Annotated in this window: 27 protein-coding genes; 17 read left to right on the top strand and 10 right to left on the bottom strand. The window is 72.1% G+C overall.

Annotated features, from left to right (window positions below):
- The first annotated feature begins 1 nt into the window (after position 1).
- From ACFUJY_RS19580 to ACFUJY_RS19550, 7 genes are all read left to right on the top strand, one after another.
- Positions 2 to 1,090, top strand: a complete 1,089-nt coding sequence (locus ACFUJY_RS19580) for an ABC transporter substrate-binding protein (protein WP_383300981.1) — start codon at positions 2 to 4, stop codon at positions 1,088 to 1,090.
- 118 nt (positions 1,091 to 1,208) lie between these two features.
- Complete coding sequence (locus ACFUJY_RS19575) at positions 1,209 to 2,864, top strand: sugar ABC transporter ATP-binding protein (RefSeq protein WP_383300978.1); 1,656 nt, start codon at positions 1,209 to 1,211, stop codon at positions 2,862 to 2,864.
- The gene (locus ACFUJY_RS19570; RefSeq protein WP_383300975.1) at positions 2,861 to 3,835 is read left to right on the top strand and encodes an ABC transporter permease; all 975 of its coding nucleotides are present in this window, start codon (positions 2,861 to 2,863) and stop codon (positions 3,833 to 3,835) included. The genes ACFUJY_RS19575 and ACFUJY_RS19570 overlap by 4 nt, the downstream gene beginning before the upstream one ends.
- Positions 3,832 to 4,896 (top strand): ABC transporter permease, encoded by a 1,065-nt coding sequence (locus tag ACFUJY_RS19565; protein ID WP_383300973.1) that lies wholly within the window; start codon positions 3,832 to 3,834, stop codon positions 4,894 to 4,896. The genes ACFUJY_RS19570 and ACFUJY_RS19565 overlap by 4 nt, the downstream gene beginning before the upstream one ends.
- Positions 4,897 to 5,005: 109 nt before the next feature.
- Positions 5,006 to 6,040: a LacI family DNA-binding transcriptional regulator gene (locus ACFUJY_RS19560; protein WP_383300971.1), complete on the top strand. Its 1,035-nt coding sequence runs from the start codon at positions 5,006 to 5,008 to the stop codon at positions 6,038 to 6,040.
- Positions 6,041 to 6,125: 85 nt separating this feature from the next.
- Positions 6,126 to 7,205: an aldose epimerase family protein gene (locus ACFUJY_RS19555; RefSeq protein WP_383300968.1), complete on the top strand. Its 1,080-nt coding sequence runs from the start codon at positions 6,126 to 6,128 to the stop codon at positions 7,203 to 7,205.
- A gap of 94 nt (positions 7,206 to 7,299) precedes the next feature.
- On the top strand, positions 7,300 to 7,668 hold the full coding sequence (locus tag ACFUJY_RS19550) for an ArsR/SmtB family transcription factor (RefSeq protein WP_383300965.1): 369 nt from the start codon (positions 7,300 to 7,302) through the stop codon (positions 7,666 to 7,668).
- Positions 7,669 to 7,808: 140 nt separating this feature from the next.
- Here ACFUJY_RS19550 and ACFUJY_RS19545 read toward each other — a convergent pair whose 3' ends face one another.
- From ACFUJY_RS19545 to ACFUJY_RS19525, 5 genes are all read right to left on the bottom strand, one after another.
- The gene (locus ACFUJY_RS19545) at positions 7,809 to 7,988 is read right to left on the bottom strand and encodes a hypothetical protein (protein WP_383300963.1); all 180 of its coding nucleotides are present in this window, start codon (positions 7,986 to 7,988) and stop codon (positions 7,809 to 7,811) included.
- Positions 7,989 to 8,058: 70 nt separating this feature from the next.
- On the bottom strand, positions 8,059 to 8,760 hold the full coding sequence (locus ACFUJY_RS19540; protein WP_383300960.1) for an HAD family hydrolase: 702 nt from the start codon (positions 8,758 to 8,760) through the stop codon (positions 8,059 to 8,061).
- Positions 8,761 to 8,831: 71 nt separating this feature from the next.
- Positions 8,832 to 9,524, bottom strand: a complete 693-nt coding sequence (locus ACFUJY_RS19535; protein ID WP_383300957.1) for a phosphatase PAP2 family protein — start codon at positions 9,522 to 9,524, stop codon at positions 8,832 to 8,834.
- Between the two features lie 70 nt (positions 9,525 to 9,594).
- Positions 9,595 to 10,530 carry a M56 family metallopeptidase gene (locus ACFUJY_RS19530; RefSeq protein ID WP_383300955.1) on the bottom strand — a complete coding sequence of 312 codons (936 nt, stop codon included), beginning with the start codon at positions 10,528 to 10,530 and terminating at the stop codon, positions 9,595 to 9,597.
- An 85-nt stretch (positions 10,531 to 10,615) separates the two neighbouring features.
- Positions 10,616 to 11,206 carry a DUF5134 domain-containing protein gene (locus ACFUJY_RS19525; protein ID WP_383300952.1) on the bottom strand — a complete coding sequence of 197 codons (591 nt, stop codon included), beginning with the start codon at positions 11,204 to 11,206 and terminating at the stop codon, positions 10,616 to 10,618.
- 234 nt (positions 11,207 to 11,440) lie between these two features.
- Between ACFUJY_RS19525 and ACFUJY_RS19520 the strand changes: the two genes are divergently transcribed.
- Positions 11,441 to 11,995, top strand: a complete 555-nt coding sequence (locus ACFUJY_RS19520) for a GNAT family N-acetyltransferase (RefSeq protein ID WP_383300950.1) — start codon at positions 11,441 to 11,443, stop codon at positions 11,993 to 11,995.
- A gap of 3 nt (positions 11,996 to 11,998) precedes the next feature.
- Here ACFUJY_RS19520 and ACFUJY_RS19515 read toward each other — a convergent pair whose 3' ends face one another.
- On the bottom strand, positions 11,999 to 12,682 hold the full coding sequence (locus ACFUJY_RS19515; protein ID WP_383300947.1) for a glycerophosphodiester phosphodiesterase: 684 nt from the start codon (positions 12,680 to 12,682) through the stop codon (positions 11,999 to 12,001).
- Positions 12,683 to 12,933: 251 nt separating this feature from the next.
- Between ACFUJY_RS19515 and ACFUJY_RS19510 the strand changes: the two genes are divergently transcribed.
- The 3 genes from ACFUJY_RS19510 to ACFUJY_RS19500 are packed head-to-tail and all read left to right on the top strand — an operon-like array spanning position 12,934 to position 16,186.
- The gene (locus tag ACFUJY_RS19510; protein ID WP_383300944.1) at positions 12,934 to 14,331 is read left to right on the top strand and encodes a DUF6421 family protein; all 1,398 of its coding nucleotides are present in this window, start codon (positions 12,934 to 12,936) and stop codon (positions 14,329 to 14,331) included.
- Between the two features lie 26 nt (positions 14,332 to 14,357).
- Complete coding sequence (locus ACFUJY_RS19505) at positions 14,358 to 15,125, top strand: SDR family NAD(P)-dependent oxidoreductase (protein WP_383300942.1); 768 nt, start codon at positions 14,358 to 14,360, stop codon at positions 15,123 to 15,125.
- The gene (locus ACFUJY_RS19500; protein ID WP_383300939.1) at positions 15,104 to 16,186 is read left to right on the top strand and encodes a threonine aldolase family protein; all 1,083 of its coding nucleotides are present in this window, start codon (positions 15,104 to 15,106) and stop codon (positions 16,184 to 16,186) included. The genes ACFUJY_RS19505 and ACFUJY_RS19500 overlap by 22 nt, the downstream gene beginning before the upstream one ends.
- Positions 16,187 to 16,245: 59 nt before the next feature.
- Here the strand turns inward: ACFUJY_RS19500 and ACFUJY_RS19495 are convergent, their stop codons facing one another.
- Complete coding sequence (locus tag ACFUJY_RS19495) at positions 16,246 to 16,968, bottom strand: lysophospholipid acyltransferase family protein (protein WP_383300936.1); 723 nt, start codon at positions 16,966 to 16,968, stop codon at positions 16,246 to 16,248.
- A gap of 219 nt (positions 16,969 to 17,187) precedes the next feature.
- Here ACFUJY_RS19495 and ACFUJY_RS19490 point away from each other — a divergent pair, with 219 nt between their 5' ends.
- From ACFUJY_RS19490 to ACFUJY_RS19470, 5 genes are all read left to right on the top strand, one after another.
- The gene (locus tag ACFUJY_RS19490; RefSeq protein WP_383300933.1) at positions 17,188 to 17,514 is read left to right on the top strand and encodes a TlpA family protein disulfide reductase; all 327 of its coding nucleotides are present in this window, start codon (positions 17,188 to 17,190) and stop codon (positions 17,512 to 17,514) included.
- A 125-nt stretch (positions 17,515 to 17,639) separates the two neighbouring features.
- Complete coding sequence (locus ACFUJY_RS19485; protein WP_383300930.1) at positions 17,640 to 18,146, top strand: flavin reductase family protein; 507 nt, start codon at positions 17,640 to 17,642, stop codon at positions 18,144 to 18,146.
- Positions 18,147 to 18,349: 203 nt separating this feature from the next.
- Positions 18,350 to 19,135 carry an electron transfer flavoprotein subunit beta/FixA family protein gene (locus tag ACFUJY_RS19480; RefSeq protein ID WP_164399387.1) on the top strand — a complete coding sequence of 262 codons (786 nt, stop codon included), beginning with the start codon at positions 18,350 to 18,352 and terminating at the stop codon, positions 19,133 to 19,135.
- Positions 19,136 to 19,194: 59 nt separating this feature from the next.
- A complete protein-coding gene (locus ACFUJY_RS19475; RefSeq protein WP_383300927.1) occupies positions 19,195 to 20,157 on the top strand; it encodes an electron transfer flavoprotein subunit alpha/FixB family protein in 963 nt (320 codons plus the stop codon).
- A 171-nt stretch (positions 20,158 to 20,328) separates the two neighbouring features.
- Entirely contained in the window at positions 20,329 to 21,627 is a 1,299-nt protein-coding gene (locus ACFUJY_RS19470) for a DUF6986 family protein (protein ID WP_383300924.1), read from the top strand.
- Positions 21,628 to 21,642: 15 nt separating this feature from the next.
- Here ACFUJY_RS19470 and ACFUJY_RS19465 read toward each other — a convergent pair whose 3' ends face one another.
- Positions 21,643 to 22,542, bottom strand: a complete 900-nt coding sequence (locus tag ACFUJY_RS19465; protein ID WP_383300921.1) for a hypothetical protein — start codon at positions 22,540 to 22,542, stop codon at positions 21,643 to 21,645.
- 58 nt (positions 22,543 to 22,600) lie between these two features.
- Positions 22,601 to 23,629, bottom strand: a complete 1,029-nt coding sequence (locus ACFUJY_RS19460; protein ID WP_383300918.1) for a LacI family DNA-binding transcriptional regulator — start codon at positions 23,627 to 23,629, stop codon at positions 22,601 to 22,603.
- 177 nt (positions 23,630 to 23,806) lie between these two features.
- On the opposite strand from ACFUJY_RS19460, the gene ACFUJY_RS19455 reads away from it, so the two are divergent.
- Entirely contained in the window at positions 23,807 to 24,766 is a 960-nt protein-coding gene (locus ACFUJY_RS19455; protein WP_383300915.1) for an ROK family protein, read from the top strand.
- Here ACFUJY_RS19455 and ACFUJY_RS19450 read toward each other — a convergent pair.
- A complete protein-coding gene (locus ACFUJY_RS19450; protein WP_383300912.1) occupies positions 24,756 to 26,798 on the bottom strand; it encodes an NPCBM/NEW2 domain-containing protein in 2,043 nt (680 codons plus the stop codon). The genes ACFUJY_RS19455 and ACFUJY_RS19450 overlap by 11 nt on opposite strands.
- Positions 26,799 to 26,997: the final 199 nt, after the last annotated feature.

Genomic DNA, 26,997 nt, shown 5'->3' with positions numbered 1-26,997 from the left:
CATGATGATCCAGCGCCGACCCCGTACCCTCGCCGTGGCCTGCGTCCTCGCCGCCACCGCCACGCTGGCCGTTTCCGGCTGCGCCAAGTCGGAGGGCTCGGACAACAACGCGAGCAGCGACAGCAGTCAGGCCGCGCAGGCGGCCGAGACCCCCGAGTCGTCGTCCGGTTCCGGCTGCTCGTTGCAGAGCTACGGCGCGCCGAAGCTCGACCTGAAGAACGCGGTGGTCGGCTTCTCCCAGTCGGAGAAGGAGGCCAACCCCTTCCGCATCGCCGAGACCCAGTCCATCAAGGACGAGGCGAAGAAGATCGGCGTCAAGAAGCTGCTCACCACCAACGCCCAGTCGCAGCTGTCCAAGCAGATCAGCGACATCCAGGACATGCTCGCCCAGGGCGCCCAGTTCCTCATCGTCGCCCCGCTGAACTCGGACGGTCTCGAACCGGCCCTCAAGGCAGCCGCCGCCAAGAAGGTCCCGGTCCTCACCGTCGACCGCAAGCTCAACGCCACCGCCTGCAAGGACTACGTGGCCTTCCTGGGCTCCGACTTCGTGGAGCAGGGCAAGCGTGCCGCCGACGCGATGATCAAGGCGACCGGCGGCAAGGGCAAGGTGGCCATCCTGCTCGGTTCGTCGGGCAACAACGTCACCACCGACCGCACCAAGGGCTTCGTGGACCAGCTCAAGGCCAAGGCCCCCGACATGGAGATCGTCGCCCAGCAGACCGGTGAGTTCGCCCGCGACAAGGGCCAGCAGGTCACCGAGCAGCTGATCCAGTCCAAGCCCGGCATCACCGCCATCTACGCGGAGAACGACGAGATGGGCCTCGGCGCCGTCACCGCCGTGAAGGCCGCCGGCAAGAAGCCCGGCAAGGACATCAAGATCGTCTCCGTCGACGGCACCCGCAACGCAGTCCAGGCCATCGTCAACGGCGAGTACAACGCCGTCATCGAGTCCAACCCGCGCTTCGGCCCGCTGGCCTTCGCGACCGCCCAGAAGTTCTACGGCGGCGAGGAGATCCCCGAGAACGTCATCATCAGCGACCGCTCCTACGACGAGTCCAACGCCAAGTCCACGGTCGGCAACGCGTTCTGATCCCAGCCGGCCCCATCTGCCCGTACCGGCTCCGTCGGTTCTCGGCCGCCGTGGCGCACCCCCGTCACGGCGGCCGGCGGGCCCCCATCCTTGGAAGAGCGGAAGGCCAAGACCAGCCATGGCACCACCCGAAGCAGTACCGCAGCCGCCGGAGCCGGCCGCCGACGTGAAGGAGAGGAGCGCGGCCGGAACGGCCCTCGCGGACGAGACCGGCGCGGCACCGGCCGTCCTGGAGGCCCGCTCGGTCAGCAAGCGGTTCCCGGGCGTCGTCGCCCTCGACGGCGTCTCCTTCTCCCTGCGCGCCGGCGAGACGCACGCCCTGGTGGGGGAGAACGGAGCCGGGAAGTCCACCCTCATCAAGGTGCTGACCGGCGTCTACCGCCCCGACGAGGGCGAACTGCGGCTGGCCGGCCGGCCCATCGCGTTCGCCCGGCCGTTCGAGGCGCAGGAGGCCGGGATCTCCACGATCTACCAGGAGGTGAACCTCGTCCCGCTGATGAGCGTGGCGCGCAACATCTTCCTCGGCCGGGAGCCCAAGAACCGCTTCGGTCTGATCGACTTCCCCCGGATGCACCGTGAGGCGAGCGAACTGCTCGACGGCTTCGGCGTCCGCGTCGACCCGAAGCGCCCCCTGCACACCCTGGGCATCGGCACCCAGCAGATGGTCGCGATGGCCCGCGCCGTCTCGGTGAACGCCCAGGTCGTCATCATGGACGAACCCACCTCCTCGCTGGAGCCCCGCGAGGTGGAGACCCTCTTCCGGGTCATCGAGGACCTCCGCGGACGCGGCATCGCCGTCCTCTACGTCAGCCACCGGATGGACGAGCTGTACCGGATCTGCGACCGGGTCACCGTCCTGCGCGACGGCCACCACATCCACACCGGCGACCTGGCCGACCTCGACCGGATGCAGCTCGTCTCGATGATGCTCGGCCGCGACATGGCCGAGGTGCGCCGCGAAGGGCTCACCAACTTCGACTCCGAGGGCCACGAGGTCGCGCGCACCCCCGTCCTCACCGCTGCCGGGCTCTCCCGCGACCACCAGCTGCACGACATCTCCCTCGACCTGTACGCGGGCGAGGTCCTGGGCCTCGGCGGCCTCCTCGGCTCCGGCCGCAGCGAGACCGCGAAGGCCATCGCCGGAGCGCTCGCGCCGGACTCGGGAGAGGTGAGCATCGCCGGACGCACCCTGCGCCGCCTCACCTCGGCCGGCGCCATCCGGGCCGGCATCAGCCTGCTGCCCGAGGACCGCAAGGCCGAGGGCATCGTGCCCGGCCTCTCGGTCCGCGAGAACATCGTGCTGGCCGCGATGCCCCGGCTCTCCCGCGCCGGCATCGTCTCCCGTGCCAAGCAGGACCGCGTTGTCGACATCTTCATGAAGCGACTGAGGATCAAGGCGGCGAGTCCCGAGCAGAAGGTCGGCGAGCTCTCCGGCGGCAACCAGCAGAAGGTGCTGCTGGCCCGCTGGCTCTGCCTGGAACCCAAGGTCCTGCTCCTCGACGAACCCACCCGGGGCATCGACGTCGGCGCCAAGGCCGAGGTGCAGAGCCTCATCGACGACCTCGCCCGCGAGGGTCTGGCCGTCCTGCTCATCTCCTCCGACATCGAGGAACTGATCGAGGGCGCCGACCGGATCGTCGTCCTGCGCGGCGGGGCGGTCGCGGGCGAACTGGCGGGCGACGAGGTGGCGGAGAGCCATCTGCTCGAAGTGCTCGCCGACCACTCACCGGCAGCCGCGGACAAGGCGCCGGCCGCGAAGGAGGACCCCCGATGACCCAGGCCGCAGTCACCACCCCCGCAGCCCGGCCGCTCGCCCGGCTGCGCGACCCCGCCTGGTACCAGGAGTACGGCGTCTACCTCGCCGTCGCGGTCGTCCTCGTCTTCAACGCCCTGTTCACCGAGCACTTCATGACGGTGGACAACATGCGCACCCAGCTCGTCCAGGTCGCCCCGATCGTCATCGTCGCCCTCGGCATGGCGCTCGTCATCGGCACCGAGGGCGTCGACCTCTCCGTCGGCTCGACCATGGCCCTGGCCGCCGCGCTGCTGCCGCTCTACCTCGGCTACGGGCTGATCCCCGCACTCGTCATGGCGCTGCTGGCCGGCGCCCTCGTCGGAGCGGTCAACGGCACCCTGGTCTCGCTCGTCGGCCTCCAGCCGATCGTCGCGACACTCGCCCTGTTCGTCGGCGGCCGGGGCCTCGCCCTGGTCATGGCGGACAGCCAGCTCAAGCAGATCGTCAACCCCGACCTGCTCTCCCTGGGCACCGGCTCCTTCCTCGGCATCCCGCTGGTCGTCCTCATCGCCGGTGTCCTCGCCGTCGCCGTGGCCTTCCTGGTCACCCGGACCACCTTCGGCCGGCAGGTCGTCGCCATCGGCGGCAACCGCTCCGCCGCCGCCCTGGCCGGACTGCCCGTACGACGGGTGCTCATCGGGGTGTACGTGCTCTGCGGGGTGCTCGCCGCCCTCGCCGGAATCCTGGCCACCGCCAGGCTCACCGCCAGCGACCCCTCCTCGCTCGGCACCCTCATGGAACTCTCCGCCATCACGGCGGTCGTGGTGGGCGGCACCCCGCTCAACGGCGGCTCCATCCGGGTCCTCGGCACGGTCGCCGGCGCCCTGCTGATGCAGCTGCTGCGGGCCACCCTCATCAAGCACGACCTGCCCGACTCCACCGCACAGATCGCCCAGGCGGCCATCATCATCGCCGCCGTCTACGTCGCCCGGGAGCGTCGGTCCCGATGAACGAAACCTCACCCGCCCCGGCGGCCCCCGCCGCGGCCCCGCGCAAGACCCCCGCCGCCTCCGGCACCACCACGCCGGCGACCGCGGCAGCGGCGCCGCGCACGACCGGCCGGAGGATCGCCGAACTCCTGCAACGCCAGGGCGTCCTGGTCGTCTTCCTGACGGTCGTGATCGTCGCGTCCTGCATCTACCCGACGACGTTCTCCACCCTGGACAACGCCCGCGGAGTGACCGTCCAGGCATCGTTCCTGGCCGTCGTCGCGCTCGGGATGACCATGGTCATCATCACCGGCGGCATCGACCTCTCCGTCGGGTCCGTCTTCGCCCTGGGCGGGGTGCTGGCCGCCTGGGCCTCCCCATGGGGCATCCTGCCCGCCCTGTTGGTCCCGCTCGCGGTGTGCGGCGCGATCGGCCTGCTCAACGGCTTCCTCGTGGCCCGGGCCGGAATGGCCCCGTTCATCGTCACGCTCGCCACCCTCCTCGGGGCGCGCGGACTGCTCCTCGCGATCACGGACGAGGGCGCCACGACCTACCTGGTGCCCAAGGACTCCGCCTTCGCCGAACTCGGCCAGGGCGCGGTCTGGGGCTTCGGCTACCCGATCTTCATCGCCCTCGCGCTGTTCGGCCTCGGCGGACTCCTCCTCCAGCGCACCTCGTTCGGGCAGTCGATCTTCGCCGTCGGCGGCAGCAGCGACGCCGCCATGCTGATGGGCCTGCCCGTCGTCCGTACGAAGATGCTCGTCTACACGCTCAGCGGGCTGCTGGCCGGACTGGCCGGTGCGCTCAACGCCGCCCGGCTCTCCTCCGGAGTCACCATCGTCGGCGTGGGCATGGAGCTCGACGCGATCTCCGCCGTCGTCATCGGCGGCACCCTCCTCATCGGCGGCGCCGGCTCCATCAGCGGGACGCTCTGGGGCGTTCTGCTCCTTCAGGTCATCCAGAACCTGATCAACCAGATCGGCTCGCTGAACTCCTCGTACCAGTCGGTCGTCAGCGGCGGTTTCCTTATCGTTGTCGTCGTGGCGCAGCGCTATCTGGCGCGCAGCCGCAGAACCACCTGAACCGGTGCCGGGGCCCCACGGCCCCGGCACCGTTCGAGCCGTTCGAGCCGAACCGGCGGGAGCCGGGCCACCGCGCCTCAGCGCGCGACAAGTCGATTCAGGGAGTGCCGTGGGCGTCAGCCTCAAGGACGTTGCGCAACGGGCGGGTGTGTCCATCAAGACCGTGTCGAACGTGGTGAACAACTATCAGCACGTCACACCGAAGATGCGCGCCAAGGTGCAGCAGGCCATCGACGAGCTCGGCTACCGGCCGAACCTGACCGCCCGTCATCTGCGCAAGGGACGCACCGGGATCATCGCGCTCGCCGTCCCCGAGTTCGGCAACCCGTACTTCGCGGAGCTGGCGGGCGCGGTGGTCGACGCCGCCGCCCGGCACGACTACACCGTGCTGGTCGACCACACCGGCGGACTGCGCGAGAAGGAACTCCTGGTCAGCCAGGGATTCCGGTCGCACGTCATCGACGGGCTCATTCTCAGCCCCATCCACCTGGAGACCGAGGACCTGATGGCGCGCACCGAGACCGCGCCGCTCGTCCTGCTCGGCGAGCGCGAGTACGAGGCCCCGTACGACCACATCGCCATCGACAACGTCGCCGCGGCCCGCCAGGCGGTACGCCACCTCGTCGGGCTCGGCCACCGCCGCATCGCCTTCCTCGGTTCCCGTACCGGCCGCGAACGCCAGCCCGCCCACCTCCGGCTGCGTGGCTGGCGCGAGGAGCTGGCCGCCTCCGGGATCGAGCCCGACGAGGCGCTGGTCGTCGTCACCGACGGCTACGGACGCGAGGACGGGGCCTCGGGCATGGCCGCGCTGCTGGACCGCGGCGAGCGGCCCGACGCCGTCTTCGCGTACAACGACCTCATCGCCATCGGCGCCATGCGCACCCTCACCGCACGCGGTCTGCGCATCCCCGAGGACGTCGCCGTCGTCGGGTTCGACGACATCGAGGAAAGCCTCTACGGCGCGACCACGCTCACCACCGTGGCGCCCGACAAGGAGGCCATCGCCCGGCTCGCCGTCGACAGCCTGGTCGAGCGCCTCTCCGGCGAGCCGGTGGCGGAACCCCGGCGCCCCCGCCCCGGCTACCGGCTCGTCGTCCGCGAATCCACCGTTCCCCGCCCCGCCGCCGGACCCGCGGCGTCCTAGGCACGGGCCGGCCCCCGTCGACTCCGGGGGCCCGAGCCCGGCCCGCCCCGGCCCTCCGGCCTTCCGATCGCCCCAAGGATCATCGATGCCTCGCCCCACCGTGCACAGCAAACCGTTCGGCGCCCACGGGCCCACGGACGTCGACATCTGGACGCTCGACTCCGGCACCGGAGTCCGGGCCGAGATCCTCACCTACGGTGGCATCCTGCACCGGCTCACCGTGCCCGACACCGCCGGCACACCGGCCTCCGTCGTCCGCTCGCTGCCCGCCCTCGACGACTACACGGGCAAGAACCCCTTCTTCGGCGCCCTCGTCGGCCGTTACGCCAACCGCATCGCGCACGGCAGGTTCACCCTCGACGGCGCGGAGCACCGGGTCCCCGCCACCGACCGGGGCCACGCCCTGCACGGCGGGCCGGACGGCTTCCACACCCGGGTCTGGCGGGCCGAGGGCGCCGCCACGGACGAGGCGGCCGTCCTGCGGCTCGCGCTGCGCAGCCCCGACGGCGACATGGGCTTCCCCGGGGCGCTGGACGTGACCGTGACGTACACCCTCGACGCCGCCGGCACCCTCGCCCTCGACTACGCGGCCACCACCGACCGCCCCACCGTCGTCAACCTGACCAACCACGCGTACTTCGACCTCACCGACCGGGGCGACATCCTCGGCCACACCCTCCAGGTGGACGCCGGGCACTACCTCCCCGTGGACGAGGAGGGCATCCCCGAGGGCCCCGCCGTGCCCGTCGCCGCCACCCCGTTCGACCTGACCGCGCCGCAGACCCTCGCGCACCGGATCGCCCTGCCGCACGAACAGCTGCGGCGGGCGGGCGGGTTCGACCACTGCTGGGTCCTCGACGGCGCGGACGCACCGGCAGCCCCCCGCCGCGCCGCCCGCCTCACGGCACCCGGCGGCGGGCGGGTGATGGAGGTGTGGACCACCGAACCGGGCATCCAGGTCTACACCGCCAACCAGCTGGACGGCACCCTGGCCGCCCCCGGCGGCGGCCACCACGAGCGCCACAGCGCCGTCTGCCTGGAGACCCAGCACCTCCCCGACTCACCCAACCGCCCCGACCTGCCGGCCACCGTCCTGCGCCCGGGCGAACACTTCCGCAGCCGCACCGAATACCGCTTCCCGCACCTGGCGGCGCGGAGGGCGTGAGCCGTTCCGGCGGGGGCTCCCGTTCCTTGGACCGAATTACGATGAGCCTCGTAGTATGGGAGCCCCGGACGGAGCGACGATGCGGAGAGCGACCGTGACCCCTGCCAGCACCACCGCCCCGGCGGCGGGCGGGCGCACTTTGCCCCACCCCGCCCGCGAGGAGATCCGGCTCGAAGCGGTCCTGCACGCCCTCTCGGACCCCGTGCGGCTGTGTGTCGTACGCGAACTGGCCGCCGCCGAGGACGAGCTCACCTGCTCCTGCTTCGACCTGCCGGTCACCAAGTCCACCTCCACGCACCACTTCCGGGTGCTGCGCGAGAGCGGCATCGTCCGGCAGACCTACCGGGGCACCGCCAAGATGAACGGGCTGCGCCGGGACGACCTGGACGTGCTGTTCCCCGGGCTGCTCGACCGCATCCTCGAAGCGGCGGCCGGCCAGGCGGTGCGCCTCGGCGAGGGCTGAGGGAAGGGGCCCGTCACCGTGCGGGCCCGCGGCGTCGCGGAGCGTAGTACTTCATTGACCGATCAGCCGTGACGGGACATGCTGTACCCCCGCCACGGACCGGTTCCGGCGACGCAGGGGATCGCCGGAGCCGGGACGTCTCAGTGCGCGGGCCTCTCGCCGCCCCCGGTCGCGGCGGCCCACTCGACCAGCAGACGCTGGTACTGCTCCTCGTCCTCCGGGGACAGATGGCCGCCCGAACGCCGCCACAGGTCGCGAATGTCATCATTCACCACTGCTGCGGGGCGTACGGAATCGGACGGGCACGGAGTCGGGGACATGTTCTCCAGGCTAAGGCCACGATGTGACAATCCGACCCATTGCGCGTCAGGGACATCTCTCACATGTGTCTCAGGCAACCTTCCCGGCCAGTCCGAGCTCCCGCAGCCCGTCGGGCCGCTCGTCCACCGGCAGATGGCGGACGAAACGCACCTCGCAGCCCAGTGCCGCGGCCCCGCCGTCGGCGCGCCGGTCGTCGCCGACCATCACCACATCCGCCGGATTCTGTCCCAGAAGTGTGCACGCGGTGTGGAAGAGCCGTGCGTCCGGCTTCTGGACGCCGTGCTCGAAGGAGAGGACGTACGCGTCCACGTAGCGGTCCAGACCGTGCGCGCGGAAGACGGGACGCAGATCCCAGCCGATGTTGCTGACGACCCCGATCCGGACCCCGGCCGCGCGCAGCCCGGCCAGCACCTCCGCCGCGTCCGGGTAAGGGCGCCAGGCGTCCGGGCTCAGATGGCGGTCGTAGAGCGCGTCGTACAGGCCGGGGTCCGGCAGGGCCACCTGGCGGGCCAGACCGGTGTACACCGCGCGGTGCAGCTCCGCGCTCTCGTCGCGGTGCGCCCAGCCGTCCGCCAGCTCCTCGGGCATCCGCCTCGGGGCGGGCCCGCCCGGCAGCGCGCCGAACGCCTCCAGCTCCGCCGCGTACCGCTCGAAGGCCGCCTCGTCCACGCGCACGCCCCGCGCGGCGAGAGTCGAGGTGAGCCAGGAACGGACCGGCTCGATACGGAACAGCGTTCCGGAGAAGTCGAAGAGGGCACCCTTGATCGGCATGGCAGCGATCCTCGCCGAACCGGCGGGCCCCGGGCAAGGGCGCCTGTCCGGCCACCCCGGGGCCCGCCTGCTCAGGGCGCCCGGCGCGCGGGTGCGGCGGCACACCACCGGTCGAAGCCGAGGATCGCGAAGGCGGCCAGCGCGGCCCCCAGGAGCCACCCGCCCAGCACGTCGGACGGCCAGTGCACGCCCAGATACAGCCGGGTGAGTCCGACCCCGAGCACCGAGACGGCCGCCGCGCCCACCGCCGCCCGCCACACCCCGCGCCGCGGACCGGACCGGTGCAGCAGCCACAGCAGGAGCCCGCAGCTCACCGTCGCCGTCATCGCGTGCCCCGAGGGATAGGCCGCGTAGTGGGCGGTGTCCACCGGGTCCGCCCACCGGGGCCGGTCCCGGTCGACGGCGGCCTTGATCCCCTGCTGGACCAGGGCCGAGAGCAGCGTGACCGCCGCCGACCACACCGCGAGCGACCGGGCCCCGCGCCACCACAGCGCCACCACCGCGACGGCGATCAGGGCGCGGAACGTCCACGGGTCCCACAGCCAGTCCGTCAGCAACCGGTTGACGTGGACGAAGCCGGGCTCGGTCACCGCCCGCCGGTGCAGTGCCTCCGCGATCCGTGCGTCCAGGTCCATGAGCGGCCACCAGCGGGCGACGACCAGCGCCGTCACCGCACCGCCGAGCACCGCGCAGACCGCGCCCGCCCGCGAGAGGCGCGAAGCCGCGCGGACCTGGCCGACGGGGGAGAGCAGCGGAATGTGCATGGCACGATCCTCGCCGACCGGCACCCCCTCCGGCCATTCCAGCGCGCCGGAGAACGAAATCGCCGCTCCGCTACTTCAGCGCGCTGAGTCCCGGAACGAACGCCACCAGCAGCGGTACCACGGGCACCAGGGCCGCCGCCGCGGTCAGCCGCAGCCGCCGTCCGGCCGTGAGCCTGCCCGCCGGGGCCAGCAGCCGGTTCACCCGCAGCGGCAGTTCCGCGTCCGCGGCCGAGGACGGGCCGAACACGCCCCGGTCCTCGTTGAGTTCGACCAGGGCGAGGGCGATCGTCAGCCGGCCGAAGCGCCGCGACGCCACATCGTCGGCGGCCAGCTCGACCAGTCGGTGCATCTCGTTGCGGAAGGCCGCGAACACCGGGACCTGGGGGAAGCCGGAGGCCAGCGCCTCCGAGCAGTTGAGCAGCCAGTCGTGCCTGGCCTGCGCGTGGCCCTGCTCATGGGCCAGGACCGCGTCGAGTTGGCGTCCCTTCAGCCGCCCCAGCGCGGCCGTGGTGATGACGAGTTGGGGCGCGGACCCCGGCAGCCACCAGGCGTCGGGGCGGTCGCCCTCCAGCACCACGAGCCGCCCGGCACCGGGCTCCTCGCCGGGCATCAAGGGGGCGCGGACCAGGAGTTCGGTCCGCCGGTGCCTGCGCCGCAGATGCGCCCGGTGGATCTCCCGGGCCAGCATGGCGGCCGTCCACACCCCGCCGAGGGCCAGCAGTACGGCCATCACCGCCGACCACGCCCCGTGGCCGGCGAGCGCGTACGCCTCCACGACGGCGTGCGGCGCGGGCGCGAAGACGTGACCCCGTACCGCCTGCCAGGCGGCGGCCGCGCTGAACGTCATGGAAAGGGCGAACGACAGCAGCACCGCGGCCACCACGCACTGCCACACCCACAGCGCCACCACCGGCTCGCGCTCGGGCCACTCGGCCCGCGCCATCAGGCGCGGGGTCACGACGGCGGCCAGTGCACCGAGCAGCAGCAGCGCTAGGGAGACCCACATGGCGTCAGCCTATGAGGGCGCGCCACACACGGGTATGGCTCCGCGCGCCAAGTGACGCACACCACGAAGGGAGGGCCGCCCCGTCTCACAGGGTGAGCAGCATCGCGAACATGGCTATGCCCATGGTCAGCCGGCACGCCAGAGCCAGCTCCGGGCGCGCCCCCCAGCTCCCGGGCGCGGGCCCGCCCCCGGTGGCCGCAGCGGCCACCGGCACCAGCCGGACGCCCGAGCGCAGGACGTACACCGCGTAGTAGAGGAGGAGCAGTCCCGTGAGCAGGGGTATGCCGCCCGCGCCGGCCATGCCGGGGGAGCCCGTCGCGTGCGAGCCGTGGCCGCCGTGCCCGCCCGCCCCGGCCCGGGCCATCACGACCGCCATGTAGACCATCGCGGAGGAGCCGACCAGGTGGTGCAGATGGTGTCCGCTGAGCCGGGAGAACCACAGCGCCCGCAGGGCCGCGATCCCGAAGAACACCGCGTAGACCCCCCACCCCCACGCGGGCGGGGCGACGGCGGCGGCCGGTATCGCCATCGCGGCCATGCCGAAGCCCATCAGCGCCTCGGCCCGCGCGGCTCGGCGCTCCTCCGCGCTCCCCGTACGGGTGCGCAGCAAGCAGTACGAGCCCGTCACCGCACACAACGCCATCAGCAGCCATCCGGACGTCGCCGGTCCGTGCACAGCGGCCCTCCCCCCGGGCGAACGACATCGCCGTCGACCAGTAGATGCCCGGAGCCGGACACCCGCACGCGGCGCACGGGGGTGCGGCAGCAAGAGCGCACGTTGGGAGTGCTTCCGCGGCGCGCCCCCGCACGCCCCGTGCGCCCCTGCGCGCCCTGCCCGCAGCCCGGGCGCGGCCCCGGAGTTACGCTGCTCCGGCATCGCCCCCGCACAGAATTCGGAGACCACCCCGCCATGGACACCGCCCCGCCCCGGGACACGGGAGAACTGACGTTCCGCGACGCCGTCGAAGCGGACGTCCCCGCGCTCGTCGAGCTGATCGAGTCGGCGTACCGCGGTGACAGCAGCCGCGCCGGCTGGACCACCGAGGCGGACATCCTCCAAGGACAGCGCACCGACCCGCAGGGCGTGCGCGAGGTGGTCGAGAGCCCGGGCAGCCGGCTGCTCGTGGTGGAGCGGGACGGCGCGCCCGTCGCCTGCTGCCAGCTGGAGCACCGCGGGGACGCCGCGTACTTCGGCATGTTCGCGGTCCGTCCCGCGCTTCAGGGCGCCGGCCTCGGCAAGGTGGTCCTCGCCGAGGCCGAGCGTAGCGTCCGGGAGGGCTGGGGCGTACAGGAGATGCACATGACCGTGATCTCCGTCCGTGCCGAGCTCATCGCCTGGTACGAGCGCAGGGGCTACCGCCGCACGGGCAAGCTGTCCCCGTTCCCGTACGGCGAAGAGCGCTTCGGCATCCCGCTCCGCGACGACCTGGTCTTCGAGCTGCTGGTCAAGGAGCTGGACGGCTGACCGCTACGCGGCTGCGCCGCCCCCGCGCCGGATGTCGGGGTGGTCGGTGGTCACGCCGTCGAGCCCCAGCCCGTCGGCCAGGCGCAGCTGCTGCTGGGTGTTGACCGTCCAGCCGAAGACCGTCAGCCCCTCGGCGTGGGCCTTCTCGACCAGCTCCAGCGTGACGCGCCGGACGTTGAGGATCAGCCGGGTGGCGCCCACCGCCTTCGCGCGGTCCACCAGGTCCCCGCCCCAGCGGCTGGCCACCAGCGCCGTCCGCACGCCCGGGACCAGCTGCGCGATCTCGGCGATCGCCTCGTCGTGGAACGAGATCACCTCGACGCGCTCGACCAGGTCGCGCTCGCGCATGACCCGGGCCAGGGTGCGGGCCGCGGCCACGTCCTTGATCTCCGCCTGGAGCGGCGAGCGCACGGCGTCCAGGACCTCCTCGAAGACGGGCACCCGCTCGCCGAGGCCCGCGTCGAGCGCGCGCAGCTCGGCGAGCGTCTTCTCCGCGATCGGGCCCTCGCCGTCGGTCGTACGGTCCACCTCCGCGTCGTGCATGACGGCCAGCGCGCCGTCCTTGCTCAGATGCAGGTCCAGCTCGATGAGGTCCACGCCCTCCTTCTCGGCGCGGACGAACGAGCGCAGAGTGTTCTCCGGCTCGACGCCCGCCGCTCCGCGATGACCGATCGTGAGAAAAGACAAGGCCCGCTCGCTTCCGTCGACGCTCCGTTCCCTCGCAGCCTAGTGGCCTCGGATCGCCGTACGGGGGAGGGGCGAGGCCGGCCGCGCACCGCCCCGCGAAACCCCCGAAGAAACCGCCACAGGGGCATGCCACAGGAAAAACAGCGGTGACCATGGGGGTCGACAGGATAATTTCCACGACCCCACTTGTCCCCGGGACTCGCGCGCGGATACGGTGGTCAGACGCGAGGTTCTCCCGTGGAGGAAGTGTGATGACGGAAATTCTTGTGCACGACGCCGCATCCGGCGACATAGCTGCCGCCCCACGGGTGATCGAGCACCCGGCCTGGCCCGCGCTCAAGAACGCCGTGGAGGAGATCCGCCCCTGGCAGTCGAAGGACGGCTCCATCGACTTCGACGCCGAGGGCGCGCCCGCCCCGGCGCTCGCCGAGGCCGCCGTGGAGCGGGTCATCGACGCCGTCGAGGAGCTGTCCCCGCTGCTGCCGCACGACGCCGCGTACCACCGCGCCCTCGTGAAGGACCTGCGCGGCTGGGTGGGCGGCGGTTTCGACGTGCCCGACTTCCTGGACTCCCTGCTGGCCTTCCAGCCGGCCAAGAGCCGCGCCGACGGCCTCCAGCACCTGGTCGTCTTCGCCATGTACACCCAGAACGGCAACCCCGACCGCAATCTCGAAGCGGTCGTGCTGCGGATGGTCTGGCCCGACTGGCTCGCCGAGCTGGAGGCCACCCGCTACGACAACCCGCTGTTCTGCGGCATCACCTTCGAGGACTTCACCTCCGGCTACGACACCAACTCCGCGGTGCTCTTCCCGGAGACCATCGCCGTCCGGGAGGCCCCCGAGCGCTTCAGCTGGGGCGGGATCTTCTGCGACCGCGAGGCCGCCCGCTTCCGCCGCGTCACCGAGGCGGCCGTCGGCCTCCTCGGCGTCGAACTGCCCGACGACATCCGCGCGATGGTCGGCGACCAGCAGCGCTGCGAGCAGGCGTTCGTGCTCTGGGACATGGTCCACGACCGCACCCACAGCCACGGCGACCTGCCGTTCGACCCCTTCATGATCAAGCAGCGCCAGCCGTTCTGGATGTATGGCCTGGAGGAGCTGCGGTGCGATCTCACCGCGTTCAAGGAGGCCGTGAAGCTGGAGGCCGAGGGCAACCCGCACGGCCGCGACGTGCAGTACGCCGTGCTCTTCGACCGGATGTTCCGCTTCCCGGTCACCGGCGAGCGCGTCCGCAACTACGACGGCCTTGGCGGCCAGCTCCTCTTCGCGTACCTGCACAAGCACGACGTGGTGCGCTGGACCGACAACACGCTGCGGATCGACTGGGAGCGCGCCCCGCGGGTCACCAACCAGCTCTGCGCCGAGATCGAGAAGCTGTACCGGGACGGCATCGACCGGCCCAAGCTGGTCCACTGGTTCGCCGCGTACGACCTCGTCTCCACCTATCTCGCACCGCACCCCGGCTCCCGCTGGGCCAAGGGCCCCGACGCCCTGGACCTCTCCCAGCCGCCCCGGAAGCTCGTGGACGACGTGCTTCCCGACGAGTTTCCTCTGAGCATGTTCTATGAGGCCCTCTCCAAGAAGCTGAAGGGCGTGATCGCCTCGGCCAAGGGCATCACCGGCTCGGACGCGGGGAAGGCTGCCGCGTGAGCACAGGTTCCAAGGAGGCGGAGACCATGAACGGAACAAGCACGGGCGACGCGAGCGGCGCGCTCGAAGGGGCCGTGGTCGCCGTCGCGGGAGCCGCCGGACCGGCCGGCCGGGCCACGCTGCTGCGGCTCGCCGAGGCGGGCGCGGTCGTCGTCGCCTCGGACTCCCACCCCACCCGGCTCGCCGAAGCCGTCGACGCGGCACGGTATGCCCACGGCGGCGCGACCGTCACGGGCGACACCGTCGACCTGCTCGACCTGGCCGCCACCAGGGAATGGGCGGCCAAGACGGAGAAGGAGTTCGGCCGTGTCGACGGCGTCGTCCACCTCGTGGGCGGCTGGCGCGGCAGCGCGACCTTCGCCGAGACCGACCCCGCCGACTGGACGCTGCTGGAGAAGCTGCTGATCCGCACGGTGCAGAACACCTCGCTGGCGTTCCACGACTGCCTGCTGCGCAGCGACCGGGGGCGCTTCCTGCTGACCAGCGCGGCCGGTGCGAGCAAGCCCACCGCGGGCAACGCCGCCTACGCCGCGGCCAAGGCCGCCGCCGAGGCGTGGACCCTCGCGCTCGCCGACTCCTTCCGCAAGGCGGGGGGCGAGGACGGCCCCCGCAGCGCGGCTGCGATCCTGGTCGTGAAGGCACTGGTGCACGACGCGATGCGCGCCGAGCGCCCGAATGCGAAGTTCGCGGGCTTCACCGACGTCGAGGACCTGGCCGATGCCATCGCCGGCGTCTGGGACCGGCCCGCCCCGGAAGTGAACGGAAAGCGCCTGTGGCTGACCCCGCAACCGTAAGGACCGACGCGCGTCGCCATCACGACCCGCAGGTCCGCGGTTTCGCCAGTGACAACTACGCGGGGACGCACCCCGAGATCCTCGCGGCACTCGCCCTCGCCAACGGCGGCCACCAGGTCGCCTACGGCGAGGACGACTACACGGGCCATCTCCAGCGCGTCATGCACAGCCACTTCGGCCCCACCGCCGAGGCGTTCCCCGTCTTCAACGGGACCGGCGCCAACGTGGTGTCGCTCCAGGCCATGACCGATCGCTGGGGCGCGGTCATCTGCGCCGAATCCGCGCACATCAACGTGGACGAGGGCGGGGCGCCCGAGCGGGTCGGCGGCCTCAAGCTGCTCACCGTCCCCACCGAGGACGGCAAGCTCACGCCGGAGCTCATCGACCGGCAGGCGTACGGCTGGGACGACGAGCACCGCGCCATGCCGCAGGTCGTCTCGATCACCCAGAACACCGAGCTGGGCACCGTCTACACACCCGACGAGATCCGCGCCATCTGCGAACACGCCCACGGGCACGGCATGGCGGTCCACCTCGACGGCGCCCGGATAGCCAACGCCTCGGCGTCCCTGGACGTGCCCATGCGCACGTTCACCAACACCGTCGGCGTCGACGTGCTCTCCTTCGGCGGCACGAAGAACGGGGCCATCTTCGGCGAGGCCGTCGTCGTCCTGAACCCCGACGCGGTCCGCGCCATGAAGCACCTGCGCAAGCTGTCGATGCAGCTCGCGTCCAAGATGCGCTTCGTCTCCGTGCAGCTGGAGGCGCTCCTCGCGGGCGATCTGTGGCTGCGCAACGCCCGGCACGCCAACGCCATGGCCCAGCGGCTCGCCGAGGGCGTGCGCGGGATCGACGGCGTGGAGATCCTGTACCCGGTCCAGGCCAACGCCGTCTTCGCGCGGCTGCCGCACGCGGTAACCGAACGGCTCCAGAAGCGCTTCCGCTTCTACTTCTGGGACGAGCAGGCCGGGGACGTGCGCTGGATGTGCGCCTTCGACACCACGGAGGAGGACGTCGACGCGTTCCTCCTCGCGCTCAAGGAGGAGATGGCCGCCGCCTAGCGGCCGGAGAACCGGGCCACGGGGGTGCGGACGGACCGTCCGCACCCCGGTGTGCCGTTTCAGCCGCGCTCGCGGACCTCGGCCGCCGTCGGAGCCGTACCGCCCAGGTGCGCGGGCACCCACCACGTGTCACTCGCGTCCTTCGGCCGGACCGGATAGGCCCGCTGGGCCGCTTCGAGCAGCTCCTGCACCCGCTCGCGCAGCCGCCGCGTGATGGCGCCCGCGTACTGGTCGGTGGGGGCCTCCACGGGCTCCCCGACGCGGATGGTGATCGGGGTGTGGTTCCGCTTGAAGCTGCGCGGACGGCCCTTGGTCCACAGCCGCTGCGTGCCCCACAGCGCCATCGGGATCAGCGGCACCCCGGCCTCCTGCGCCAGGCGCGCGGCACCGGACTTGAAGCTCTTGAGCGTGAACGACTCAGAGATCGTCGCCTCGGGGAACACCCCGACGATCTCGCCGGACCGCAGCGAGGCCAGCGCGTGCGCGTAGGCGTCCTCGCCCTGCTTGCGGTCGACGGGAATGTGCTTCATGCCGCGCATCAGCGGTCCGGAGACCTTGTGCCGGAATACGGATTCCTTGGCCATGAAACGCACCAGCCGCTTCTGCGGGAGCGCGGCCAGGCCACTGAAGATGAAGTCCAGATAACTGATGTGGTTGCTGACCAGAACCGCGCCACCGGTCTTCGGGATGTGCTCCGAACCCTGAGTGTCGATCTTCAGGTCGAGCGCCTTGAAAAACGTGCGAGCGGCGCCGATGACCGGCCGATAGACGAGTTCTGCCATCTGGGGAAGACCCTTTCTTCAGCGCCCGCGGAGGTTCTCCCGGCGGAAGTTACGCAGCCGTAGGTTTTCGGCATTGCGCCGATCGTGCCCCATGCGGCGACGTGGTGGCCAGTCCCGGCGGCGCCGGGCCGCGAGATTCTCGTCACGTGGGGCGTCCGGGAATGCCCGCACCGTCGCGGACGCTGACCCTCTGCGTAGAACTCTGACAGGAGGCCGAAGGTGGACGGGCAGGCAGGGGCCGAGAGGCTGGACGCCGCACAACTCGGTGCGGAGCTGGGGGAGCGGGCCACGCTCGTCCAGTTCTCCACCGCCTTCTGCCAGCCGTGCCGGGCCACGCGCCGCACCCTCGCGGAGGTGGCCGGAATGGTCCAAGGCGTCGCCCATGTGGAGATCGACGCGGAGGCGCGTCTCGCGCTCGTACGCGCCCTCGGCATCAACCGGACCCCGACCGTCCTGGTCCTCGACGCCGGGGGCCGGATCGTCCGCAGGGCCGAGGGGCAGCCCCGCACCGTCGACGTCGTCGCGGCCCTCGGCCGGGCGATGTGACGGACCGTGATGCTTCTCCCACCTGATGGGACGCCCTTGACGGCACGGACCGTGCATCGTCAGTCTGACGTTATGCCGTCAGATCCCCACGACCCCGCTTTCCCGACGCGCAGAAGGGCATCTCGATGACGGCATCACCCGGGCTCGGCACGACGCGCACGGCATCCCCGGACCTCCTGCGCTCCGTGTTCCGCCGGCATGCCGCCGGAGTCGCCGTGATCACCGCCGCCGGGGAGCGCCCGGTCGGCTTCACCGCCACCTCGCTCACCTCCGTGGCCGCGGAGCCGCCCCTCGTCTCCTTCTGCGTCGGCACCGCCTCCTCCAGCTGGCCGGTGCTGGCCGAGGCCGAGCACGTGGGCGTGCACATACTCGGCGAACACCAGCGGGAGCTGGCCGCCACCTTCGCGCGGAGCGGTGCCGACCGGTTCGGCCCGTCCACCTTTTGGCGCAGCGGCCCGGAGGGTGTTCCGCTGCTCGACGACGTGCAGGCCTGGCTGGTCTGCCGCGTCGTGGCCCGGGTTCCGGCGGGCGACCACCACATCGTGATCGCGCAGGTGGTCGAGGGCGATACGGACGGCGGAGGCCGGCCGCTCGTCTATCACCAGGGGCGGTTCACGGCTCTGCGGGACTGACGAGGTCCCCGGAGGCCGCCGGGTGGATCGCGTTGGGCAGATCACAGTGCAAAGCGCTTGCTCATTGGGCCCACGCTGGGTGTACTGGCGAGTAATATGACGGTCGGAGCGTCGGTCGCCCCGACCGGAAAACGCCCCATCAGGCGCCTATGCTGCGTGCAACAAGGCAGCCCCGGAAATGACGATGCAGTAGGAGAGCCGGCGTGAGCTTGAGGATCGTTGTCTGTGTGAAGTACGTGCCCGACGCGACCGGTGACCGGCATTTCGCCGATGACCTGACGTTGGACCGTGAGGATGTCGACGGTCTGCTGTCGGAGCTGGACGAGTACGCGGTCGAGCAGGCGTTGCAGATCGCGGAGGCGGCTGATGACGCGGAGGTCACCGTGTTGACGGTGGGTCCGGAGGATGCCAAGGACGCGTTGCGCAAGGCGTTGTCGATGGGTGCGGACAAGGCGGTTCACGTCGAGGACGACGATCTGCACGGTACGGACGCGCTGGGTACGTCGCTGGTGCTGGCGAAGGCGGTCGAGGAGACCGGGTACGACCTGGTGATCTCGGGGATGGCGTCGACGGACGGCACGATGGGTGTGGTTCCGGCGCTGCTGGCAGAGCGGCTGGGTGTGCCGCAGGTGACGCTGCTGTCGCAGGTGTCGGTCGAGGGCGGTGTGGTGCGCGGCCGTCGTGACGGGGACAGTGCGTCGGAGGAGCTGGAGGCGTCGCTGCCGGCGGTGGTGTCGGTGACCGACCAGTCCGGTGAGGCGCGTTACCCGTCGTTCAAGGGGATCATGGCGGCGAAGAAGAAGCCGGTGAAGTCCCTGGACCTGGACGACCTGGGTATCGACGCCGAGCAGGTGGGTCTGGCGGGTGCGTGGACCGCGGTCGACTCCGCGACCGAGCGTCCGGCCCGTACCGCGGGCACGATCGTGAAGGACGAGGGCGAGGGCGGCAAGCAGCTGGCCGAGTTCCTGGCCGGCCAGAAGTTCATCTGAGCCCCGGCGCCCCCCTCACCACCCCCGCCTACTTCGCACACGCAGGAGATTGAAGTCCCATGGCTGAAGTTCTCGTCTATGTCGACCACGTGGACGGTGCCGTCCGCAAGCCCACCCTGGAGCTGCTGACGCTCGCCCGCCGCATCGGCGAGCCCGTCGCCGTCGCCCTGGGCAACGGCGCCGCGGACACCGCCGGCGTGCTCGCCGAGCACGGCGCGGTCAAGGTGCTGACCGCCGAGGCCCCGGAGTTCGCCGACTACCTGGTCGTACCGAAGGTGGACGCGCTCCAGGCCGCCTTCGACGCCGTGTCCCCGGCCGCCGTGCTGCTGTCCTCCTCCGCCGAGGCCAAGGAGATCGCGGCCCGCCTCGCCGTCCGGATCGGCTCCGGCATCATCACCGACGCCGTCGACCTGGAAGCCGGCGACCAGGGCCCGGTCGCCACGCAGTCCGCGTTCGCCGCCTCGTACACGACCAAGTCCCGTGTGTCCAAGGGCGTTCCGGTCATCACCGTCAAGCCGAACTCGGCCCCGGTCGAGCCGGCCGCGGCCGGCGGTGCCGTCGAGGCCCTCGCGGTCTCCTTCTCGGCGCAGGCCACCGGTACGAAGGTGCTCTCGCGTACGCCGCGTGAGTCGACGGGCCGTCCGGAGCTGACCGAGGCCGCGATCGTGGTCTCCGGTGGCCGCGGCGTGAACGGCGCGGAGAACTTCGCGGTCATCGAGGCGCTCGCGGACTCGCTGGGTGCCGCGGTGGGCGCGTCGCGCGCGGCGGTGGACGCGGGCTGGTACCCGCACACCAACCAGGTCGGCCAGACCGGCAAGTCCGTCTCCCCGCAGCTGTACATCGCCTCCGGCATCTCCGGCGCGATCCAGCACCGGGCCGGGATGCAGACCTCGAAGACGATCGTCGCGGTCAACAAGGACGCCGAGGCCCCGATCTTCGACCTCGTGGACTACGGCGTCGTCGGCGACCTCTTCGACGTCGTCCCCCAGCTCACCGAGGAGATCAACACCCGCAAGGGCTGATCGCCTGACGGTTTCGTACGAGCGACGGCCCGGGGCCGCACGGTGAACGCACCGTGCGGCCCCGCGGCGTATCCGGACACCGTTGACTCGGATGCGCGTGCCTTATAACTTCACTATACGGATTGTTGTTTCCGGGAAGCGGAAACGACCGGAGTGTGGAGGGTGCGGACGATGGGTCAGCAGGAGAAGGTGGCGACGAGCCTCGCCGGTGCGGTCAGCGACGGGATCAGCGCGTCCCTCGCGCCGGTGGACGCCGAACTCGCCCGCCGCTACCCGGGCGACCCCGGCACCCGCCAGCCCGTGCACACCGTCTACGTACCGGGCGACACCTTCACGGCGACCACCCTGCGCACCTGGGGCGACGAGGCGCTGAAGGCGCTCGACGAGCACGCCCCCGACGCGGCGGCCCTCGCCGAGGTGCTCGGCATCCCGGACGAGCTGGCCGGACCGGTCCACGACCGCGTACGCGCCAAGCTGGAGCGCGAGCCGGTCGAAGACCTGAGGATCGACTTCGAGGACGGCTACGGACCCCGCTCCGACGCCGAGGAGGACGAGGCGGCGGCCCGCGCGGCCCGGCTCGTCTCGGAGGCGTACGCCCAGGGCACCGCCGCCCCGTACATGGGCATCCGGATGAAGTGCATGGAAGCCGCCGTCCGGGACCGGGGCATCCGCACCACGGACGTCTTCCTCACCGGCCTCATGCGGGCGGGCGGGCTCCCCGACGGGCTCGTCCTCACCCTGCCGAAGGTGACGTACCCCGAACAGGTCACCGCCTTCGTCCAGCTCCTCGAAGCCTTCGAGCAGGCGCACGGGCTGCCGGACGGGCGGCTCGGCTTCGAGATCCAGATCGAGACCAGCCAGTCCATCCTGGCCGCCGACGGCACCGCCGCCGTGGCCCGCATGATCGACGCGGCCCGGGGACGGGCCACCGGCCTGCACTACGGCACGTTCGACTACAGCGCCTGCGTCGGCGTCAGCGCCGCGTACCAGGCGAGCGACCACCCGGCCGCCGACCACGCCAAGGCCGTCATGCAGGTCGCCGCCGCCGGCACCGGCGTACGCGTCTCCGACGGCTCGACCAACGTCCTGCCCGTCGGCCCCACCCCGCAGGTCCACGAGGCGTGGCGGCTGCACCACGGCCTCACCCGGCGCGCCCTGGCCCGCGCCTACTACCAGGGCTGGGACATGCACCCCGGCCACCTGCCGACCCGGTACGCGGCCGTCTACACGTTCTACCGCGAGGGCCTGGAGCAGGCCGCCGCCCGGCTCGCCGCGTACGTCGCCAAGGCGGGCGGCGACGTGATGGACGAACCGGCCACCGCCAAGGCCCTCAGCGGCTACCTGCTGCGCGGCATCGACTGCGGCGCCCTGGACACCGACGAGGTGGCGGCGCTGACCGGGCTGACCCGCACGGACCTCGACGCCTTCGCCTCGCCCCGGCGCGGCACCCTGACGGTCACGGCGCCGTAGCGGCCGGACAGGGCGTCAGGCGGGGACTCCCTCACCTGCGGGGTTCATCGGCGGCTCGGGGGCGGGCGCCGAAGGACCCCGCTCCGGGACCAGGGACTCCAGGCCGGAGCGCAGGGTGTGCCCCTCGTCCCGGAGCAGACGCGTGCCCCTCTCGCAGAGCCGGGCGTCGCCGAGCGCGCGGGCGCTGAACTCCTCCGGAGTGCCGCCGAACCACTCGCGCAGCAGCGGCGACCGGGCGATCAGCTCCGTGAGCACCTGCCGCTCCCCGGGATGGACCCACGGCGCGCCCGTCCCGTCGGCGAGCACGCCCAGGCGGTGGACGTACGCGTGGACGCCGTTCAGGAGCTCACCGGACGGCATCTCCACGGGGAAGCGGTCGGCCGGCAGGAAGACCCGGTCGTACGCGCCCTCCGGGAGGAAGACGCCCTCGCTGTGATCGACGTGTTCCAGCTGGACCGCGTCCAGCCACGTGACGAACAGGTCACGCGTCCGCCCCGGCGCGTGGAACGGTGACGCCGAGACGTAGCCGAGCGGGCTCACATGGGCGGAGACGCCGGCCTCGATGCCCGTCACGCGCGCCATGACCATCGGGATCACCGCGGAGAGGCCCCGTTCCGCCATTTTGTACCGGAGCTGCCCCGGGCAGGCGTTGGACCCGATCGCGAGCACGGGGGTCCGCTCGTCGACCGGCGGCGCACCCATGCCGGCGAGCACCTCGTCGAGCGGCACCCCGCTCCCGGGCCCGTCGCCCTGCACCGGCCACCGGTCGAGGCCCGTGTCCGGCTCGGGGGACACCCGCAGATAGGTGTCCCCGAGCAGCAGACCCGACTCCGTGGGCCAGGCCCCCGGGTAGGTCAGCGGATGCTCGCGCGGTGCCGCGTCGAGACCGAGAGCCTCCAGTGTGCGTTCCCCCATCCGGATTCCGGACCCTTCCCCGATCGGCCACATGGCGCGTCAGGGTACCCAACCCCGTTCAGGACGGCGGGATTTCCCCGGTGCCGCGGGCGATCAGCCGGGTCGGGAGCTCCACCCGGGCCGGGGGGTGGCCGGCCCCGTCCAGGCGCCGGAAGAGGTGTTCGGCGGCGGTGCGGCCGGCCGCTGCCGGGTCCTGCGAGATGACGGTGATGCCGAGCAGGTCCGCCAGTTCGATGTCGTCGAAGCCCACCAGGGCGACCGGGCGCTCCCGGTCCGCCAGGACGCGCACCACGGTCACCGTCACCCGGTTGTTGCCGGAGAAGAGCGCCGTCACGGGTTCCGGGCCGCCGAGCATCGTCTCGGCGGCGGCGCGGACCCGGTCGGCGTCCGTGGGGCCGAGCGAGACCCAGGAGTCCTCGACGGTTATGCCCGCCTCGGCCATCGCCGCGTGGTAGCCGCGCAGCCGCTCGGTCGCGGTGTGGATGCGCGGCTGGTCGCCGATGAAGCCGATCCGGCGGTGGCCGTGCGCGATCAGATGGGCGACGCCCTCACGGGCCCCGCCGAAGCTGTCCGAGAGGACCATGTCCGCCTCGATGCGCCCGGCCGGGCGGTCCACGAAGACCGTCGCGACCCCGGCCTTGATCTCCGGCTCCAGATAGCGGTGGTCGTCGGCGGCCGGGATCACGATCAGCCCGTCGACCCGGCGCGCGCACAGGGCGAGGACCAGTTCCTGCTCGCGCTCCGGGTCCTCGGCGCTGGACCCGTTGATGAGCAGGGCGCCGTGCGCGCGGGCCACCTCCTCGACCGCGCGGCTCAGCGGCCCGTAGAAGGGGTCGGCCAGGTCCTCCAGGACCAGCCCGATGGAGGCGGTGCGGCCCTTGCGCAGCACCCGCGCGCTGTCGTTGCGGCGGAAGCCCAGCGCCTCGATGGCCTCCTGCACACGGCGCTCGGTGTCCGGGGTGACCCCCGGCTCGCTGTTGACCACGCGCGAGACCGTCTTCAGGCCCACCCCGGCCCGGGCGGCCACGTCCTTCATGGTCGGCCGGTTGCCGTAACGGGGCTCGGGATGACGGGCGGTCTCGGCCACGGTGCGCTGTCCTGTCGTCGGTCGGGCGGTCCCGGCGGGCCACGGCGGCTGCCGTGGGGGCTCCCGGAGGGTGTGGCGTCGAGCATAGGCCCTGGACAACGTTGTCAAGGGAATGGAGACTGGGCAGACTGTGCACCTGAGCCGCAGGTCCCGTCCACACCACCCGGAGCCACACCGATGCAAACCGACCTCGTCGCCGCCCTGGACATCGGGGGCACCAAGATCGCCGGCGCGTTGGTGGACCGGGACGGCACGCTCGTGGTGCGCGCACAGCGGCCGACGCCCGCCCGGGAGAGCGGCGAACGCGTCATGGAGGCGGTCGGCGGTGTCCTGGCCGAACTGGCCGCCTCCCCGTACTGGGGCGACGCGACGGCCGTCGGCATCGGCAGCGCGGGCCCGGTGGACGCCGCCGGCGGGACGGTCAGCCCGGTCAACGTGCCGGGCTGGCGCGGCTTCCCGCTCGTCGAGCGGGTCGCCGACGCGACGGGCGGCCTTCCGGTCACGCTGGTCGGCGACGGCGTCGCGATCACCGCGGCGGAGCACTGGCTCGGCGCGGCGCGCGGTCATGACAACGCGCTGTGCATGGTCGTCTCGACCGGCGTCGGCGGCGGCCTCGTCCTCGGCGGAGCCCTGCACCCCGGACCCAGCGGGAACGCCGGCCACATCGGGCACATCAGCGTGGACCTCGACGGCGACCCCTGCCCGTGCGGGGCGCGCGGCTGCGTCGAGCGCATCGCGAGCGGCCCCAACATCGCGCGCCGCGCGCTGGACGCCGGCTGGCGGCCCGGCCCGGACGGCGACGCGACCGCGGTCGGCGTCGCGGCCGCCGCGCGGGCCGGCGACCCGGTGGCCGTGGCCTCCTTCGAACGCGCCGCGCAGGCCCTGGCGGCGGGGATCGCCGCGACGGCGACCCTGGTCGAGATCGACATCGCGGTGATCGGCGGCGGGGTCGCCGGGGCGGGCGACCTCCTGTTCGCCCCGCTGCGGACGGCCCTGCGCCGGTACGCCACGCTCTCCTTCGTCCAGCACCTGACGGTGGTGCCCGCGGTCATGGGCAACGACGCGGGCCTGGTCGGGGCGGCGGCGGCCGCGCTGGCCACCGCCGCCCGGCCGCTCGCCGATCCGCTCAGCAGGTGATGCGCAGGTCCCCCCAGTCCGCGTGGTCCGAGTCCACACCGTCGCCGGCGTCCGTGACCACCAGCCGGACGACCTGCGCCCCGGTCACGTCCGCCGAGAGCGGCTGCGGGGCCATCGCGTTGGTGAGGACCCCGGTCGAGGCGGCCTTCTCGCCGTCCGCCCGGACCTCGAAGGTCACGCTGCCCTTGGCGCCCTTCTCGTCGTCCACGCCCACCTGCGCCGTCACGGTCTCGCACGCGCCGCCCGTGTAGAACTCGACGCTGCTCGCCGCGTGCACGCCGAGCCCCTTGGCGTACACCTGGCCGCCGATGGACAGCGGATGGCCGTCGCCCGCGGCGCTCTCGCCGTTGCTGGTGTCCGTCTCCACCGGGCCGTAGCCGTTGGAGGCGCTGAGCCGCGGCAGGTCGCTGAGGTAGCCGCCGCCGGCCGGGGGCGGCACCACCACATGGGCCTGGAACGGGACGGTGGACCGGATCGGCTCACCGGCGGGGGAGCGGTACCGGGCGGTGAGCGTCAGGTCGTAGCTCCCGGGGGCCGTTCCGGCGGGGGCCGTCACCTGCCACCGCGTGGTCAGCGCGTGGCCGGTGGGCAGCGTGGACGTCCGCGTCGCCGATGCCGCCCGCACCCGCCAGCCGGCCGGGCCGGCGAGCGCGGCGGACACCGTGCGCGCGGGCGTGCGGCCCAGGTCGGTGACCTCGGTCGTCAGCGCGGCGGTGCGGCCCGCCTCGATCAGCGGGCTGCCCTCCAGGGCGAGTCCGACGGCCGGCGGGTACGCGGCCCACCGGTGGCCGGCGGCGACGCGCAGCAGCACGGTGCCGTGCGCGGGCACGGTCGCCGAGAGGCCGCCCGCCGTGTTGCGTGTGGTGTGCTGCCACAGGTCGCGGACGGTGTACCCGGAGGCGGCCGGCAGGCCCACCGCGGCTGCCGTGGTGGAGATCCGCCGCGCGTCGCCGGTCTCGTTGAACAGCGCCACGGCCCGGGAGCCATCCGCCATCTCCTTGGCGACGACCCAGCGTCCGTCCTCGGAGGAGAGCACCTCTCCCTGCCGGCCCAGCGGGTCCTGGTCGACCGCGATGACCTCCTCGTTGGAGAGGATGTCGAACGTCTCCTGCGAGGCGGTGCGCAGGTCGGAGCCGATGAGCAGCGGCGCCGCCATCACCGACCACATCGAGAAGTGGGTGCGGTACTCGGTGTCCGTCATCCCGCCGTTGCCGACCTCCAGCATGTCGGGGTCGTTCCAGTGCCCCGGGCCGGCCGCGGCGGCGAGCGGGAGGTTCTGCTTCATGATCGACAGCATGCTGCCCCAGCTGTCGTTGATGTCGCCCGTGGTGCGCCAGAGGTTGCCCAGTTCGGCGGCCCATTCCCAGGGCTTGTTCTGGCCCCATTCGCACATGCTGTAGACAATGGGCCGGCCGGTCGCGGCGAGCGCGTCCCGCATCGTCGTATAGCGCTCCACGGCATCCACGCCCTGGTTGTTGCAGTTGTCGTACTTGAGGTAGTCGACGCCCCAGTCGGCGAACTGCCGGGCGTCGCTGAATTCATGGCCGAGCGCGCCGGGGAGACCCACACTGTCGCAGGTCCTGGTGCCGGCGCTGGTGTAGATCCCCAGCTTCAGGCCCTTCGCGTGCACATAGTCCGCGACCGCCTTGATGCCGTGCGGAAAGCGCACCGGGTCGGCTACCAGCTTTCCTTCCGCGTCTCGCTCCGGAAGCGCCCAGCAGTCGTCCAGATTGACGTACTTGTACCCGGCCTCCTTCAGCCCCTTCTCCACGAAGATGTCGGCGATGCCCTTGACCATCGCCTCATTGAACTCGGCGCGGCAATGCGTGGAGTTCCAGTTGTTGAAGCCCATGGGCGGGGTGAGGGCGAGTCCGTTCGCGGCCCGGGCCACGGCGGTCGGTGCCGGTGCCGGTGCCGGGGAGTGCGCGGCGGCGGGAACCGCGGTCCCCGCCGTGCACAGGAGGCCCGCGGCCAGGGCTCCGAGGACTCTGCGGCGGCTCGCTCGGGTGGGACGGCTTGGAAGATGACGCATCGTTACGTTCCTCCGTACTCGTGCCGGATCAGGTGGCGACATGCGCACGCCAAGACGAGCGAATACGTTAGAGCGTGTTGAACTCTGTTGGAAGAGGGCGGCTGTCCGGTCGGCTGCATCTCGTCAAAACCCTTGACTGCGCCCCCTGTTGGGAGTGAGATCCAAGCGCACGTTCGGTTGTGTTCGGTTGCCTTCCGGA

Origin of the sequence: Streptomyces sp. NPDC057249 (assembly GCF_042669245.1) — a bacterium.
Classification (GTDB): Bacteria; Actinomycetota; Actinomycetes; order Streptomycetales; family Streptomycetaceae; genus Streptomyces.
Note: the sequence above shows the minus strand (reverse complement) of the source record. Positions and strands in the feature narration are given on the sequence as shown.

Bases quoted from the DNA above. Each gene is read 5' to 3' on its own strand.
- ACFUJY_RS19535 (WP_383300957.1), bottom strand. From the start codon at position 9,524: ATGCACATTCCGCTGCTCTCCCCCGTCGGCCAGGTCCGCGCGGCTTCG.
- ACFUJY_RS19455 (WP_383300915.1), top strand. From the start codon at position 23,807: ATGCAAACCGACCTCGTCGCCGCCCTGGACATCGGGGGCACCAAGATC.
- ACFUJY_RS19545 (WP_383300963.1), bottom strand. From the start codon at position 7,988: ATGTCCCCGACTCCGTGCCCGTCCGATTCCGTACGCCCCGCAGCAGTG.
- ACFUJY_RS19505 (WP_383300942.1), top strand. From the start codon at position 14,358: ATGAACGGAACAAGCACGGGCGACGCGAGCGGCGCGCTCGAAGGGGCC.
- ACFUJY_RS19465 (WP_383300921.1), bottom strand. From the start codon at position 22,542: ATGGGGGAACGCACACTGGAGGCTCTCGGTCTCGACGCGGCACCGCGC.
- ACFUJY_RS19530 (WP_383300955.1), bottom strand. From the start codon at position 10,530: ATGTGGGTCTCCCTAGCGCTGCTGCTGCTCGGTGCACTGGCCGCCGTC.
- ACFUJY_RS19580 (WP_383300981.1), top strand. From the start codon at position 2: ATGATGATCCAGCGCCGACCCCGTACCCTCGCCGTGGCCTGCGTCCTC.
- ACFUJY_RS19510 (WP_383300944.1), top strand. From the start codon at position 12,934: ATGACGGAAATTCTTGTGCACGACGCCGCATCCGGCGACATAGCTGCC.
- ACFUJY_RS19450 (WP_383300912.1), bottom strand. From the start codon at position 26,798: ATGCGTCATCTTCCAAGCCGTCCCACCCGAGCGAGCCGCCGCAGAGTC.
- ACFUJY_RS19470 (WP_383300924.1), top strand. From the start codon at position 20,329: ATGGGTCAGCAGGAGAAGGTGGCGACGAGCCTCGCCGGTGCGGTCAGC.
- ACFUJY_RS19565 (WP_383300973.1), top strand. From the start codon at position 3,832: ATGAACGAAACCTCACCCGCCCCGGCGGCCCCCGCCGCGGCCCCGCGC.
- ACFUJY_RS19540 (WP_383300960.1), bottom strand. From the start codon at position 8,760: ATGCCGATCAAGGGTGCCCTCTTCGACTTCTCCGGAACGCTGTTCCGT.
- ACFUJY_RS19485 (WP_383300930.1), top strand. From the start codon at position 17,640: ATGACGGCATCACCCGGGCTCGGCACGACGCGCACGGCATCCCCGGAC.
- ACFUJY_RS19575 (WP_383300978.1), top strand. From the start codon at position 1,209: ATGGCACCACCCGAAGCAGTACCGCAGCCGCCGGAGCCGGCCGCCGAC.
- ACFUJY_RS19475 (WP_383300927.1), top strand. From the start codon at position 19,195: ATGGCTGAAGTTCTCGTCTATGTCGACCACGTGGACGGTGCCGTCCGC.
- ACFUJY_RS19555 (WP_383300968.1), top strand. From the start codon at position 6,126: ATGCCTCGCCCCACCGTGCACAGCAAACCGTTCGGCGCCCACGGGCCC.
- ACFUJY_RS19495 (WP_383300936.1), bottom strand. From the start codon at position 16,968: ATGGCAGAACTCGTCTATCGGCCGGTCATCGGCGCCGCTCGCACGTTT.
- ACFUJY_RS19520 (WP_383300950.1), top strand. From the start codon at position 11,441: ATGGACACCGCCCCGCCCCGGGACACGGGAGAACTGACGTTCCGCGAC.
- ACFUJY_RS19570 (WP_383300975.1), top strand. From the start codon at position 2,861: ATGACCCAGGCCGCAGTCACCACCCCCGCAGCCCGGCCGCTCGCCCGG.